The sequence below is a fragment of the Rouxiella badensis genome (genome assembly GCF_002093665.1).
GTDB classification, from domain to species: Bacteria; Pseudomonadota; Gammaproteobacteria; order Enterobacterales; family Enterobacteriaceae; genus Rouxiella; species Rouxiella badensis.
Genome location: NZ_MRWE01000054.1, coordinates 1 through 14,839, shown reverse-complemented (window position 1 = coordinate 14,839; position 14,839 = coordinate 1). Strand labels below are relative to the sequence as shown.

Here is a 14,839-nt window from a genome sequence, read left to right as displayed (position 1 = left end):
CCAGGCGTTGATGAATATACCCTTTATCAGAAAATTGTTCTTTTGGTGTGGGGAATGTTTTTTATATTTGTAATAATTAAGTTTTATACCAAAAAATTTAATTTTTACAGACAATTCAACGCGTCGATAGAAGAATTTATAGTGATAAATCTTGTCGATTTCTCACTAAATAATTCAACCTATTTTTGTTACCGCGTCACTGATAGATTAATTGACCGGCTTTGAGCAAAAAGCGGAGCTGGCTTATTAAAATCAATGTCTACGCTTCCACTCATTTATAACATCACCCAAAGTTTTTGGCTCATCATTACGTATCCACATCATAAACTTCCGATCGAATCGAAAATATTCTCCACAATGTTCAATCATGAAACGACGAACGTTTGGGGTATTTTTTAGTATTTTTCAACGATAGTGGTACGGGTTAGTAATGAGCTATGCCAATCAATTTTCAATTTACTGACTCCTGTGATTAAGAGGTTGATTAGAAATTAGGACACTAACCGTGCATATTAAAGCCAGACATTTGAAAATCTTCATATACTTCTTCATTGGTAAAGGGTGGGAATTTGGCTTTCTGGGCTGCTGATTTTACCGCTTCGCAATATGCTTCATTTCCGTCACGGGTAGAAATGTTGGAAGCCGTGCCATCCTTAGCAAATTCTATATGTAACCTGCATTTCTTGCCCTTCCAGCTTTGTGGATCGACAACTTTGGCATTTACTGCCGCCACAATTGCACGCGCCTGGGCGCCCCATTCATCCTGATCTTCAAAGTCACCAGAACCGCAAATACCCAATGCCGAGGTTTTATGGCAGCCGGTAGGATGCAACGCCGTGCACCCCGTTGCCAGGGTAACCACAACTGCCAGCATAAAGATTTTTCTTGCCATTTCAAACGCTCCTAATCCATTAGAATACCTGAATATATCATGATATATTCAGGTATTCTAATGGCAAACAACGGCTAACGCGGTTTAGGGCGACTGTGAGAAAAATGCGGACCCAACGTTGTTGTGGGTTAATCGCTGTGAAGCAGGTCGGTGCATGAAGCGCACTGCTCAGATAATTCAATGTCAATTATCAAATGGAGTTGAGTCTTTATAATCGTGTCACATAACTATCCGTTATAAGGAAATAGGTGATGATTAAACCCGACGAGTCGGTCAATATAAATAACGAGAGTGAATCTCGACGTATGAGAACGAGCCGCGTATGCGGTTTGCATCATATTGCCACTAATGTAAAGCGTATTACCTTGTGTGGTGACGATGTTGACTCTTTCTTATTGAATTCGCGCACGCAGCTTCCCGCTGCCTGGATAAAAGTTCTTTTCCCTGATGGTCTGAATTATGCGGCTCGTGCCTATACGCTCAGCGGCCTGGATAAATTCGCAGGCACAATCGACTTTGATATGGTTTTACACGGCAGCGGACCGGCCGTAAGGTGGGCTAAAAATGCGCAAATAGGCGATGTTGTGGGATTTGCCGGACCTGGCCCAGGGGGGTTCGCTCTGAATCCTAAAAGCAAATGGCTGCTGCTGATCGTCGATGAAGCCGGAATACCGGCAATGAAGTCTATCCTGACGAGTTTGCCTTCAAACTTGCCAGTCATATTGTTTGTCGGTGTCGAAAGTTCGGTCGGAATTACCCAACTGACACATTCAAATTTGATTGCTCAGTATTCGGCTATTAGTTCACTAAAGGGTGAAAGTGCTATGCGTATGCTTGTTCAACAGGCCATCGATGAACAAGTACTTCCAGCCAGTGAAGGGCAGGCATGGATAGCTACAGAAGCGGATGATGCTCGTTATTTAAAGCAACGGCTAATAGAGGCGGAAATATTTAAACCCACGGCTATTTTTTCCAGAGGATATTGGAAAAAAGGCGTTAAAGGCTTTAATGATACCCCATAGGCTATTATTCAAGGGATAACAGCGACGTTGCTCACAGCAATATTGACTGCAAAGAAAAATAGTTTTCGATATTTATCTTTGCAGTTATCGCTCTCTACGCTTGAGGACTGCTTTCATTTTCCTGATTTTCAACCAGCACGGGACAGTCCGCCAGGTCGATAACTTCTTTGGCAATCGAGTGCTCTACCCAGCGTTTAAGAGAGGATAAATGCCGGTGTCCCATCACAATGAGATCCACATTTAACCGACTCGCTTCTTTAATAATCACCTCCGTCGGTTCTCCGCCGATAATCGCCCCGCTGACTTGTCGATTTTCTGTCTTGAGCTTGGCTATTGCCTGATTCACCATTTTTTGAGCTTGCTGGTACTCTTGATTTGCAGGCGGATAAACCAGCCCGTCGCCGGCCTCGTCATTTATGTTTTTATCAACGATTAAAAACGCCCCGTCTACCACGCATAAAATATCGATTTTAATCAGCTTCTCTGCACTGATTTTATGGGCTAATGCAATGACAGCCTGAGACTGGGGAGAGCCGTCAAGCGCCACAAGAATATGGGTGAACATTACGTTTCCTACTAGTGAAAGATAAAGATTTCATTTTCTATTACCTTTCTCGGTAAATAAATGCCTTCACACGCAGCTATTAAGTGCGTCAGGCGCACTGCTGGGTACTAATACTTATCGGTCTCTATTGCAGCAAACGAGCTTAAGCACAGCCCTAACAGCGTGTGATTAATCCTCATTGGGTTTGATGAATATCTCTACGTGACGTTAATAATGCCAGAGCAGCTGCAATAACTAATAAAATGGCGCTGAGGGTGAAAGTGCCTTGATAGCCGATATGGTCGAAGGTTAATCCCCCGAGGGTGGAGCCAAGGGCGATTGACAGTTGCACGATGGCAACCATCAGACCGCCCCCCGCTTCTGCATCTTCAGGCACCGTTTTAGCGATCCAAGTCCACCAACCTGTAGGAGCAGCAGTGGCGATCAACCCCCATAAGGCGAGTAGCGGTGCAACTATCCAAAGACTGTGGCCAAAGGCGATAAGCGCTCCGGCTATTGCAGCCATAAGAAAGGGGATGACAATCAGCGTGGGGTAAAAGGCAGATTTCAAAAATACACCGATCGCCAGGGTTCCCACGAAGCCAGCGACGCCGAGAGTCAGCAAAATGAGCGACAGCGTAGTGATATCCACCTGCGTTACCGTCTCAAGGAACGGGCGCAAATAGGTAAACAACGAAAACTGCCCCATAAAGAACAATCCGCAGGCCGTAAGGCCAACGGCCACCAGCGGATTAGAAAAAAGACGGAAAACAGTGCCGGTAGGTTTATCATTTTTATCCGTTCTCATGGGCGGCAGGCTCAGCCACTGCCAGATAAAGGCCATTACCGCGACCGGAACGAGGCAAAAGAATGCCCCTCGCCAGCCGATGACAGAACCCAGGTAACTGCCAAGCGGTGCCGCTATCACGGTGGCCAACGCATTACCCCCGTTAAAAATAGCCAGTGCACGAGGAACTCGCTGCGGTGGAACCAGGCGAATGGCCGTGGCGGCAGACAGCGACCAGAACCCACCAATCGCAATACCAATTAAAGCCCGGCCAGCCATGTAAATAAGATAACTGGGTGCTAACGCGATAACGGCACCGGAAAAGGCCATCAGCACCGTCATCCCCAACAGCAGTATTTTTCGATTGAGCGCGCCAGCTAATGTTGAAATGGAGAGACTGGTCATTACCGCAAACAGGCCAGAAATCGCAATCCCCTGCCCAACCAGTCCCCCACTGACGCCTAATTCTTTAGAGATAGGCGTCAGTAAGCTGACAGGCATAAATTCTGAAGCAACGAGCGCAAAGACGCACAGCGTCATGGCGAATACGCCGCCCCAGTAAGCCTGCTCTCTGAGAAGTGGTGTGTGATTCGCCAAACTGGGCATAGATTTCTGACTCCGAATAATACCCCGCTGTTTTTAGGCAAGCCGGGGCCGAACGCTATTCACAGGAATAGCGTCAAAAAATGGATGAAAGATGCAAACAGCAACCGCGTTTATAGGCCAGAGCCTAATAAACTGTTGTCAGGAATTTTACCCGTCGGCTACATTATTACTAGCTAATGAATACTTAATAGGTTTATAACCAATGCTTATTAATGTAGTGGAACCTGCCTGATGAAACGTAACCTCAATGACCTGCTCTATTTTGTCACGGTCGCTCGTGAAAGCAGTTTTACCCGTGCCGCTGCAAAGTTAGGGGTCACTCAACCGGCTCTCAGCCAGGCGATTTCCGCACTTGAAGAACGGATGCAAATTCGCCTGCTAACGCGTACTACGCGAAGCGTATCGCCGACATCAGCAGGAGAAAGATTGTTGCTGGCTATAGGTGATCGTATTGATGAAATTGAAGCCGAACTGGATATGCTGACCGAACTGCGCGATAAGCCCGCAGGGACGGTGCGCATCACCTGCGGGCCAGACGTTTTGCACACTATCCTGTTGCCAAAGCTGGCCCCGTTGCTGCGAGAGTACCCGGATATAAATATCGAGTTCGACGCGAACCATGGTTTCCGTGACATCGTTGCAGACCGTTTTGATGCGGGCGTTCGACTGGGTGACACTATCGATAAGGACATGATAGCGATACCCATTGGTCCCAAGCTGCGTATGGCTGCGGTCGCCTCTCCAGACTATTTTTTACGCTATCCTGTTCCCAAAACCCCTTATGAATTGACGCAGCAGCCTTGTATAAACCAGCGTTTGATTAGCTCTGGCGGGTTGTATGCCTGGGATTTTGAACGGGATGAAGGGAGTTTTAACGTGCGCGTCAACGGACAGCTCATTTTCAACACCTCCTCCCACGTGATAGATGCGGCGCTTGCCGGACTCGGCATTGCTTTTTTACCCGAAGAGGAGTTTGGAACCCTGATTGAAGAGGGTCGTCTGGTCCGCGTGCTTGAACCCTGGTGCAGGCCATTTCCTGGTTACTACCTTTATTATCCAAGCCGTAAACAGCACTCTCCCGCATTCTCATTGGTGGTGGATGCACTGCGATTATGAAGCGGACCAGGTGTGGGAGACGCCTGAGCATGGCGATTGATTACGACCTGTGTAACAATTTGAAGCAACATTCACTTTTATATGGCAAATAAATGAAACCGTTTGATGACCTTGTAAAAGAAGCCCAAGAGGCTGACGTAGAGGGTTGGGGGTTTGGCTGGCTGGCAGGAAGAGCGACGGAAGAAAGACCACTGTGGGGATACGCTAAGTTACTGGGTCAACGCCTGAGCAGCGTAAACTCTGCCTTAGACCTCGATACCGGTGGCGGTGAGGTGCTAAACGAGGCTCCAGTATTCCCCTCAAAAATGTTTGCCACGGAAGCGTGGCCGCCAAATATAAAGAAGGCCCGTGAGCTTTTGTCCGCGCGTGGCGTGCAAATCATCGACTCAGCGGGCATCAACACACTTCCTTTTGCTGATGCTTCCTTTGAGTTAATAACCTCTCGCCACCCCGTCGCGCCGAACTGGTCGGAAATTCACCGTGTTCTTCAGCCAGGAGGCCGCTATTTTGCGCAACATGTGGGCGCAGCCTCTGCCTTTGAACTCATTGAGTACTTTTTAGGCCCTTTACCCTACGAGAGAACGCTGCGTAATCCTGAAAAAGAGGCTAAAGAGGCAGAGGCGGCAGGATTAGAAATTATGGATTTGCGCTTAGCGCAGTGTCGAATGGAATTTTTCGATATTGGCGCAATAATCTGGATACTGAGAAAATGTGTATGGTGGGTTCCCGATTTTTCAGTAGAAAAATATCGTCAAAAATTATTAAAGATGGATCAACAGATGCGTGACGGTACTCCTTTTATTGCACATTCTACCCGGCACTTAATCGAAGCACGCCGATAAACCCAAAATCCCGCTTTTAGAGTACGGTCGCCCTTTATAGGCGGCCGGTTCGCGTAATAAAATTCGTCCTAATGACTCTTTGAGGATCTGCCTGTTGTTCTCCAAAAGATCCATAATTACCCCTATTTCTAAATAATTAATCCACTAATAAGTACCCCCGGCAATTAAGCGGAATTATTGGCGTATCCCTCCCTTCGGAAAAAGAATATTTACCCCCAGGAATCCCTGTTATTTGCCCCACAGTCTGGGTGCAAGAAAATTCCTAATTGTAATCAATAATCATTCTCATTATAGTTTAGTTTCTTATTTACGTTTTTTTAACACAGGGCAGGTGTTTCATATCATGAGGAAAGATACCTATAAATATTCGTTGTTGAGTTCGCTCATCGCGGGAAGTCTGGTCGTACCTTTGGCGCAAGCGGACGGAGTCAAAGCCGAAGAGAAAAACAATCATGAAGATACGATAGTGGTTACCGCCCGAGAGCAAACGCTGCAAGCGCCGGGCGTGTCAATCATCGACAGCGAAGCGATAAAAAAGCACCCTATCCAGCGCGACGTTTCAGAAATCATTCGTACCATGCCGGGAGTGAATCTCACCGGCAACTCCAGCAGTGGTCAACGCGGTAACAACCGTCAGATAGATATTCGCGGTATGGGGCCGGAGAATACCTTAATTCTGGTGGACGGTATGCCGGTGAGCAGCAAAAACTCGGTGCGCTATGGCTGGCGCGGCGACCGTGATACCCGTGGCGACAGTAACTGGGTGCCGCCTGAAATGATCGACCGCATCGAGGTCATTCGCGGTCCGGCAGCCGCGCTGTACGGCAATGGTGCGATGGGCGGCGTGGTGAATATCATCACCAAACAGGCGCAACCTGCGTGGCACGGCAACTTCAATACCTATTACAACGTGCCAGAACACAAAGAGGAAGGCGCCACCAAACGCTATAACGCCAGTCTGAGCGGTGCGCTGGCGGACCATCTGAGCCTGCGCCTCTACGGCAACTGGAGCAAGACTCAGGCCGATGGGCAAAACATCAACGCCGGGCACGCCGCAGAACGTACCGGTAAATATGCGGGCCAGGTTCCGGCCGGTCGCGAAGGGGTCATTAACAAGAATATCAATGGCGTATTACGCTGGGATTTCGCCCCGATGCAGGCGCTGGAACTGTCTGCCGGGTTCAGTCGTCAGGGAAATTTGTACGCCGGGGACACGCAGAACACCAACAGCAGTGCGCTGGTAAGAGCCAACTATGGTAAAGAAACCAACATTATCTATCGCCAGTCGCTGTCGCTGAAATACACCGGGGCCTGGGACAACGGCATCACCACCAATAACTACATCCAGTTTGAAAAAACGCGTAATACTCGTCTGAATGAAGGCCTGTCAGGCGGCCTTGAGGGGCTCTTTAGCACCACTAATCCGGGCTTCTCGACCATCACGTTGAACGATACCAATCTGCATTCGGAGGTAAATCTCCCGTTCGACCTTGCGGTCCCCCAAACCCTGACCTTCGGCGCGGAAATGAACCATCAGACCATGGCCGACCCAACCTCTAATACTGTGACCACCACCTCCACGGTAAACGGTGTCTCAAGTACCGGTCGCAGCAACTACAGCTCGGCGGATATCTACGGCATTTACACCGAGGACAATATCGACCTGACCGACTCGACCCGTTTGACTCCGGGAATACGTTTTAACCACCAGACTTACACCGGCAGCAACGTCAGCCCTTCACTGAATCTTTCGCAGGAGCTGGGTGATAATTTCACCCTGAAGATGGGGATTGCCCGCGCATGGAAAGCGCCAAACCTCTATCAGACCAACCCTAACTACCTGCTATACAGCAGCGGCAATGGCTGTTATGCCAGTTCTGTAAGCTGCTATTTGCAGGGCAACAAGGATTTGAAAGCCGAGACCAGCGTCAATAAAGAGATAGGCATTGAGTACCACCACGACGGCGTTCAGGCGGGTCTGACCTGGTACCGTAACGACTATCACAACAAGATTGAAGCGGGCTACTCACCGGAATACGGCAACGGAACGTCTGACGTCTACAAGTGGGAAAACGTGCCTAAATCTATCGTGCAGGGGCTAGAGGGAACGTTTAACTTCCCCCTCAGCGAAACCGTCACCATGAACAACAACTTCACTTACATCATTGACAATAAGAACGATACCACCGGCGATTACCTGACGATTATCCCGAAATTTACCCTTAACTCGACCCTCGACTGGCAGGCCACCAGCGATCTGGCGCTGGAAGGAACAATGACATGGTATGGCAGACAAAAACCGCAGAAATATAACTCTCAGGGCGGCGACACTACCGGCACGGAAACCTGGCAGGTGGCCCCTTACGCCGTATTTGGCATGAGCGCGCTTTACAGCATCAACAAGGACATCGACGTCACCGCTGGGATAGACAATATTCTGGATGAGCGCCACTTCCGCGAGGGCAACGCCCTGACTTCCGGCACCTCCCCGACCTACGCCTATGGCGCAGGGGCGCGAACCTACAATGAGTCGGGCCGCACCTTCTATATGGAGCTGGGCATGCACTTCTAATACCTCGTCAGTCCCCAAAGGCCCGCCTTGCCAACAGCAAGGCGGGCTTTCCTGATTTTCCCTTCAGGCAAACCCGTCACTGCCTTATTGTTATTAAGGTCGCACAGAATCTACACCTCGTTATCGCGGTGAATATATTGAGAAATTATAAATGAGCAATCTGTTATCCAGCAGGAAATATCCACGTATCGCACCGCTTCTCATCGCATTCTTTTTGACCCTCTTCTATACCGTCAACGGCTACGCTCGACCCGACATGACGCCTCTGGGGCCGAATATCGCCGACAAAGGGTCAGCTTATTATCATTTTTCAGTCAGCACCTTCGATTCTGCCGACGGCAGAAGACATTACAAGGTGTGGACCGGCGTACCCGATAAAAGCGCGCCGCCTTCCGGTTATCCGGTGCTTTATCTGCTCGACGGTAATGCGGCGATGGACAAACTTTCGGAGCCTGTTCTTAAACAGCTTTCAGCGGGCACGCCACCGATAATCGTGGCCGTCGGCTATCAGACTCCCCTGCCTTTTGAGGTGAATGCCAGAGCCTATGATTACACGCCGCCGGTGCGAGAGAGCCATCATCAGGACCTGCACGGCCGTGAGAATGGCGGCGCACAAGTCTTTCGTCACTTGCTGGAAAAAACCATTGTACCGGGCGTTGAAAAAGGTCTGAAAATAGACCCGGCTAAAAGAGGTCTCTGGGGGCATTCCTACGGTGGGGTGTTTGTTCTCGATACTTACCTGTCTTCCTCGTCACTGTTCAGCCGCTATTATTCCACCAGCCCGTCTTTGAACCGGGATTATGCCGTCCTGGTCGACAGGCTCGGGGAGATTAAGAAAGCGGATTTCTGTAATAAGTCGCTGTCTCTGTATGAAGGGGACGACACGCCGGGCAAAAATATCAAATCTGAAACCGCACCGGAAGTTCTGCTCAAGCTTCGCAACACGCTAGCAGCGCTGCATAACCAAGGCCTGCCGGTGTCCTACTGGTCAGATCCCCTGCTCAGCCACGGTCAGATGTTTAACGCCTCTCTGCCGCGTGCGCTGTTAAATATCGCAGCGGAGCAACAGAGCAACCTCAAGTCGACCTGCCCGTAATCATCGTTAACCCGACATTGCCATGCCGGCAATGTCGGGTATCAAGATTCCGTCGTCGTTACGACATCACCTCTGCTTCATTATCAACTTCGACTTCTTCAGAATCCATCACCAGGGAAGGCTCACTCCCTGCGCTATCACGCCACAGTCGCGCATACAGTCCACCTTTCGCCAACAGCGCCTCGTGCGTACCGTATTCGGCAACACGCCCCGTATCCATCACGGCTATCGCATCGCAGCGACGGGCTGTGGTGAGTCGGTGCGCCACCACCAGCGCCGTTCGGCCCTCGGTATGCGCCCCCTCGGCGAGTGAGGTCATGAGTGTCTCCTCTGAGGCGTTGTCCAGACGCGCCGTCGCCTCGTCGAGCAGCAGAACGTGCGCGTTGGCAAGCTGTGCTCGCGCCAGAGCAACGAGCTGACGCTGTCCTGCCGAGAGATCGGCCCCACCGTTGTTGACCGGTGTGCGGAACCCTCGCGGCAAGCTTCGCACCGTGTCGAAAAGCCCGGCCTGCCTTGCCGCGCGCTCAACCTCTGCGTCGCTGCTTGATGGCCGCGGATAGCGGATATTTTCCGCGATATCGCCGCTAAACAACGCAACATCCTGCTCGACCAACCCAACCTGAGCACGATAATCAGCCAGCAGGTTTTCTTCTATGGTACGTCCCCCGATGCGAATCTTGCCGTCGGTCGGTGTGTAAAGCCCGGCTATCAGCTTAACCAGCGTAGACTTCCCTGCCCCACTGCGTCCCACAACGGCAACCAGCGCGCCTTGCGGTATCGACAGGCTAAGCTTATCCAGCGCGGGTTCACGGCTGCCGGGGTAAAGGAAGGTCACGTCTTCCAGCGTCAGTGCTCCTTTTAAAGGAACGATGGCAGACGGGTCAGAGGGTCGCACCTCTTCAGCCCCTTCCGTCGCCAGCAGAGCGTCAATCTGTCTGGCGCTCGCCGAAGCCTGTTGGTAAGAATCGACAATGCCCGACAGCTGCTGTACCGGCCCATAAAATTGCCCCAGCAACAGGAAGAAGGCCGCCATCACACCGGCCGTCATCTCCCCTTCGGCAACGCGCGATGCCCCGACCAGCAGCACGGCCGCGTAAGCCGCTTCGGTACAAAAGGTCAGGAACGGGAAGTAGACGGCAAGGTATTTTTGCGCACGCACGCGGGTGGCACGGAAACGGTCAGACAGCGAACGTAAACGTGCCGCCTCTGCCCCCTGTTGCCCGTGAGACTGCACTACGCGCAGTCCCGAGACTTTCTCCTGTAGGCTGCTGTTGACTTTACCAATCTCGACACGCGCCTGTGCATAGGCCGGTGAGCTCAAACGGCGATAGACCAGCGTCGCCAAGATAACCACCGGAACGGCGCTCAGAGCCACACAGGCCAGAACCGGATCGAGCCAGAACATGGCAATCGCAATCGCCAGCATGGTGATCAAACTGGTTGCCGCACCGGCGAGGCCGTTTTGCAGGAATCGCGCCAACGCATCAACGTCGACGGTCATGCGGGTCAGTCGGGTATCGGCGTGCTGCTCGTGGTAAGGCATGCCCAGACGCAACAAGTGCCCAAAGCTGCGCAGACGAACCGTATGCTGTACGGTCTCCGCCGCGCGCGACGAAACCACGGTTTGCAATGAGTAGCAGCACCCGCTGACGGCGACTAACGCCAAGGCAAACGCGGCACAGGTGCCGATAATGGTCAGATTGCCTGCCGCGACGCCCATGTCGATGCCCCGTTGTAGCAGCACCAGTACGCCTACGCTCGCCGCCGAGTCCACGGCGGTCAGCAACGCTGCGACAATGAACATCCAGGAGACGGGAGATAACAGTGAGGCAACGCGTCGGCCCTGACCGTCCTGCGCCATCTGTACCGCCCGTTCTGGCACGCGACTCATACGCTCGCGGAACCCTTCCCCGGCCCCGGCAGCCGCGAGGATGTTGTCCTCATCAACCGACGAAGAATCAGGCTCCGGCCACAGCTGTGCATGAGAAGAGAGCGGCTTCTCGAGGAAATCACCTGCGCCGGACATCAGGGCGCGGAATGCCGGACAACGCGCCTCTAGTTCAGCCTGGGTGCCGACATCGGCAACGCGCCCTTCATCCAGCACCACAATCTTACTGGCTAACTGCAAGGTCGAACGTCGACGTGCGATGACCAGCAGCATGTGATCCTCATCGGCATAGCGTCCCAGGGCGGCGTTAATCTCGGACTCGGTACCGGCGTCCACCGCCGAGGTGGTGTCATCCAGAATTAACAGACCAGGTGCGGTCAGCAGTGCACGGGCGAGCCCGATGCGCTGGCGTTGTCCACCTGAGAGGTTGGAAGCACGCTCGGCGAGACGGGTTTTGAAACCCTTGGGCAACGCGGAAATAAAGCCCGTTGCACCCGCGGCATCGGCCGCACGACGAATGTTCTCCTCCGTCGCCTCAGGGTGACCATAGGCAATATTTTCAGACACGGTTCCGGCAAACAGGAAGGTATCTTCGAATACCACGCCTACGGCACGGCGAAGCTCCTCGAGTCGAAGACTGGCAATGTTCTGCTTTCCCTGAGAAGTATTGAGCCACAGCGTTCCACAGGTCGGATCATAGAAGCGTGCGAGCAGCATCGACAAGGTCGACTTGCCCGAACCCGACGCCCCGACGACCGCAACCGTCTCTCCTGTCTCGATAGAAAATGACACGTTGCTGAGCACGTTAGCGCCTTTGGCGTAGCTGAATCCGACATCATCCAGCGTCAACCCGACGACCTTACCTTCTACAGCCTGCGTACCGTCCTGCATCTGCGATTCGGTGTCAATCAGAGCGAAAACACGCTCTGCAGAGGCCTGGGTGCGCTGTCCGATAACCAGGAACGAGGCCAGCACGCGAGTTGGGCCGGTGAGCATAGCGAGGAAGCTGGCAAAGGCCACGAAGGTGCCGAGGTCGATGCGTCCAGCCATCACCGACCAGCCGCCAACGCACAGCAGCACTATCTGTCCCAGCACCGGCAGCGCCAGCATGGTCGCCCCCGGTATCGCCTGAGCGATGGCCGCACCAATGCGCACGCGCACCATGTGCCGCGACTGTTTGTCAAGCCATCGCATCTCACGCAGCTCCGCTACGCAGGATTTCACGATAGAGATTTGCGCCAGGACTTCACGCATGTGCTCTGTCAGGTTGGCGAGTTTGTCCGACGCCATGCCCGTCTGGGCAAACACGCGTCGACGAACACGCAGCGCGGTAGTGGCCAGACCGGCCAGCACGAGCACCACGATAAGCGTCATCGACGGTGACATCCAGAGCATCACCGCGAGACCCGCGACGTAATAGGTCAGCACGGCCAGCGGAACCGGGCACATCTGTAACAGCATATGCACCTGCTGCAAGTCGCTGTTGGTTCGTGAAATCACCTGCCCGGTGCGCAGCGCGTCCTGCCCTGCACCATCGAGTTTCTGGATGCTGTCGAACACCCTGCCCCGCAGCGTATGCTGGACCCACAGAGAGAGCTCCCCCGCGTAGCCACGGCGCACGTAGTTGCCGACAAAATCAAACAGCGCGATGAAGAGCAGTCCTCCCGCGAGCCACGGCAACTGCGCCGAGTTGCCCGCCAGGGCGTCGTTCACCGCCTGTCGGGTTAGCAAGGGCGCTAACGCGGCCAGAAGAATCGTGCTGACAGACGCCAGCACGACGATGATACTGAGTTTCTTGCGTTCCCAGCACACACTAGCAAGTCGGACTGTCCATGAGCTCGCGGGTGTTGAAGAATGAGTAGTGGGCATCAACCCTCCTGTAATCTGCAATAAAAAACCCATGACCTGAGTCATGGGATGGCTGCAATCAGCCGGCTTTCAGTTGTGCAACAAGACGTTCAGCCACCTCTGACGGCGTGGCCTGCGCCGCCATTTCTGCGGCGACCTGTGCTGATGCACTGCGAAGCCTGGTATCACTGAGGAAGGTGTTAATGAGGTCACTGCTCAAGCCGTTCTCGCCGGGGATAATCCCGCAGCCTCGGTCCACGACGGTTTTGGCATTCACGGGACGGTCTGCCCCTTCGCCAAATACGATCTGCGGGATCCCGGCGTGCAGGGCCGTCAACGTATTTCCCGCGCCGCCGTGATGGATAAATCCATCGGCGCCGTTGAGGAATACGCCCATCGGGATCCAGTCAACAAGGCGTACGTTGGGCGGCAGTTCTCGCAAATCGGCGCGCGCATTTGCCGACAGGTGCAGAATGATTTCAGCGTCGACCTCGTGGGCCGAGTCCATAACCCATGAAATCAAGTCCAGGCCATCGACCATCGGTTTGACGGTGCCGAGACTCACCAACAGACGTTTGCGGCCCGGCGTCCTGTCCCACCATTTCTCCCACACTGCCCCCCCGTTGTAGGGCACATACTGCATGGAGATAACGGGCTCACCGTCATTCTGGAGAATGCTCATACTGGGTGGCGTCACGTCTATCCACGCCAGGTCACGCGGCGGTGCCTCAACGCCGTGACGGGCGTAGGCATCGGAAAGCGAACGCGTTACGCCTTTGATATGCCAGGGAGTGTGAGCGAAACCGACGCTTTGCATAACTACGGGGATATTATATTTGGCACCAATCAAAGGCCCGACGACGCCAAGCGGCGGATAGATAATTAAGTCGGGTTTCCACTGGCCCGCGAATTCAATCAGCCGATCGGCCATTTCTTCACTAAAGAAAGAAAAGTTTCCCATTTTGGTGCCAGCGTTGCTCTGCTTGCGCAGGTCTTCACGACGCCGATAATCGGCCTCAGAATCGAATCCGGGCGCGGCATCGAACGCCACCAGACCCGCCTCGGCCGCCTTCTGGGCAAATTTCCCCGAACTTGCGATAAGAACTTCATGTCCATTAACGCGAAAACCCTGAGCCAGCGAAAGTACTGGATATAACAAACCGTATAAAGGTGGACCAACAAAAAGAATACGCATGAGAAAATCCCTCTCCTGCCTGGCGTACTAAAATAGGAAATATCACGCAGTCTCACCCCTGTGGAGGCTGCCGTATTTTCCCGCCAGGCTACTATTCAGCAAATAGACGCTGAGTCCCCGTTGAATTTTAATAGAGCCATTCTTCGGCGACTCAAACGCCGTGAACAACGTAAGCTATTTCTTTTTACCGTGCGAAAACCCTGTTGAATAATGTTTAGTTATTCCCGTCTACTAATAAAGTAGTAATGTATTTAAATCCTAAGGCAAAGATTATCGTTTCAGCGCGCAGCATAGAAGGCCGCAACAGATGTAGCTACGTCATAGAATAGCCCAGCATCACTGCCTCGGCGCTTATTGATGGGGCAATAGCACAGAGGCATCGCAGGTATAAGCTATTTAATTAGAGCCCTTGGTTTTGGACTCTGTTTATA

11 protein-coding genes are annotated in these 14,839 nt (G+C 52.6%); 5 read left to right on the top strand and 6 right to left on the bottom strand.

The window, feature by feature from the left end:
• Positions 1–252: 252 nt before the first annotated feature.
• A complete protein-coding gene (locus tag BS640_RS22425) occupies positions 253–369 on the bottom strand; it encodes a DUF6434 domain-containing protein (RefSeq protein WP_227956429.1) in 117 nt (38 codons plus the stop codon).
• 130 nt (positions 370–499) lie between these two features.
• Positions 500–892: a cell envelope integrity TolA C-terminal domain-containing protein gene (locus BS640_RS21365; protein WP_017493942.1), complete on the bottom strand. Its 393-nt coding sequence runs from the start codon at positions 890–892 to the stop codon at positions 500–502.
• A gap of 251 nt (positions 893–1,143) precedes the next feature.
• Here BS640_RS21365 and BS640_RS21360 point away from each other — a divergent pair, with 251 nt between their 5' ends.
• Positions 1,144–1,914, top strand: a complete 771-nt coding sequence (locus BS640_RS21360) for a siderophore-interacting protein (RefSeq protein ID WP_084913290.1) — start codon at positions 1,144–1,146, stop codon at positions 1,912–1,914.
• Between the two features lie 94 nt (positions 1,915–2,008).
• Here BS640_RS21360 and BS640_RS21355 read toward each other — a convergent pair whose 3' ends face one another.
• Both BS640_RS21355 and BS640_RS21350 read right to left on the bottom strand, forming a co-directional pair.
• Entirely contained in the window at positions 2,009–2,479 is a 471-nt protein-coding gene (locus BS640_RS21355; RefSeq protein WP_017493944.1) for a universal stress protein, read from the bottom strand.
• 175 nt (positions 2,480–2,654) lie between these two features.
• A complete protein-coding gene (locus BS640_RS21350; protein ID WP_084913289.1) occupies positions 2,655–3,851 on the bottom strand; it encodes an MFS transporter in 1,197 nt (398 codons plus the stop codon).
• Positions 3,852–4,082: 231 nt separating this feature from the next.
• Here BS640_RS21350 and BS640_RS21345 point away from each other — a divergent pair, with 231 nt between their 5' ends.
• The 4 genes from BS640_RS21345 (at position 4,083) to BS640_RS21330 (ending at position 9,477) form a co-directional block, all read left to right on the top strand.
• Entirely contained in the window at positions 4,083–4,967 is an 885-nt protein-coding gene (locus BS640_RS21345; RefSeq protein WP_084913288.1) for a LysR family transcriptional regulator, read from the top strand.
• Between the two features lie 92 nt (positions 4,968–5,059).
• Entirely contained in the window at positions 5,060–5,809 is a 750-nt protein-coding gene (locus BS640_RS21340; protein WP_084913287.1) for a class I SAM-dependent methyltransferase, read from the top strand.
• A 343-nt stretch (positions 5,810–6,152) separates the two neighbouring features.
• Positions 6,153–8,381, top strand: a complete 2,229-nt coding sequence (locus BS640_RS21335) for a TonB-dependent siderophore receptor (RefSeq protein WP_084913286.1) — start codon at positions 6,153–6,155, stop codon at positions 8,379–8,381.
• 151 nt (positions 8,382–8,532) lie between these two features.
• Positions 8,533–9,477, top strand: a complete 945-nt coding sequence (locus tag BS640_RS21330; RefSeq protein WP_084913285.1) for an alpha/beta hydrolase — start codon at positions 8,533–8,535, stop codon at positions 9,475–9,477.
• 58 nt (positions 9,478–9,535) lie between these two features.
• On the opposite strand, the gene iroC is transcribed toward BS640_RS21330, so the two are convergent.
• Entirely contained in the window at positions 9,536–13,234 is a 3,699-nt protein-coding gene (gene iroC, locus BS640_RS21325) for a salmochelin/enterobactin export ABC transporter IroC (protein ID WP_084913284.1), read from the bottom strand.
• Between the two features lie 58 nt (positions 13,235–13,292).
• A complete protein-coding gene (locus tag BS640_RS21320) occupies positions 13,293–14,408 on the bottom strand; it encodes a glycosyltransferase (protein ID WP_017494375.1) in 1,116 nt (371 codons plus the stop codon).
• Positions 14,409–14,839 lie beyond the last annotated feature (431 nt).

Bases quoted from the DNA above. Each gene is read 5' to 3' on its own strand.
- BS640_RS22425 (WP_227956429.1), bottom strand. From the start codon at position 369: ATGATTGAACATTGTGGAGAATATTTTCGATTCGATCGGAAGTTTATG.
- BS640_RS21365 (WP_017493942.1), bottom strand. From the start codon at position 892: ATGGCAAGAAAAATCTTTATGCTGGCAGTTGTGGTTACCCTGGCAACG.
- BS640_RS21360 (WP_084913290.1), top strand. From the start codon at position 1,144: ATGATTAAACCCGACGAGTCGGTCAATATAAATAACGAGAGTGAATCT.
- BS640_RS21355 (WP_017493944.1), bottom strand. From the start codon at position 2,479: ATGTTCACCCATATTCTTGTGGCGCTTGACGGCTCTCCCCAGTCTCAG.
- BS640_RS21350 (WP_084913289.1), bottom strand. From the start codon at position 3,851: ATGCCCAGTTTGGCGAATCACACACCACTTCTCAGAGAGCAGGCTTAC.
- BS640_RS21345 (WP_084913288.1), top strand. From the start codon at position 4,083: ATGAAACGTAACCTCAATGACCTGCTCTATTTTGTCACGGTCGCTCGT.
- BS640_RS21340 (WP_084913287.1), top strand. From the start codon at position 5,060: ATGAAACCGTTTGATGACCTTGTAAAAGAAGCCCAAGAGGCTGACGTA.
- BS640_RS21335 (WP_084913286.1), top strand. From the start codon at position 6,153: ATGAGGAAAGATACCTATAAATATTCGTTGTTGAGTTCGCTCATCGCG.
- BS640_RS21330 (WP_084913285.1), top strand. From the start codon at position 8,533: ATGAGCAATCTGTTATCCAGCAGGAAATATCCACGTATCGCACCGCTT.
- iroC (WP_084913284.1), bottom strand. From the start codon at position 13,234: ATGCCCACTACTCATTCTTCAACACCCGCGAGCTCATGGACAGTCCGA.
- BS640_RS21320 (WP_017494375.1), bottom strand. From the start codon at position 14,408: ATGCGTATTCTTTTTGTTGGTCCACCTTTATACGGTTTGTTATATCCA.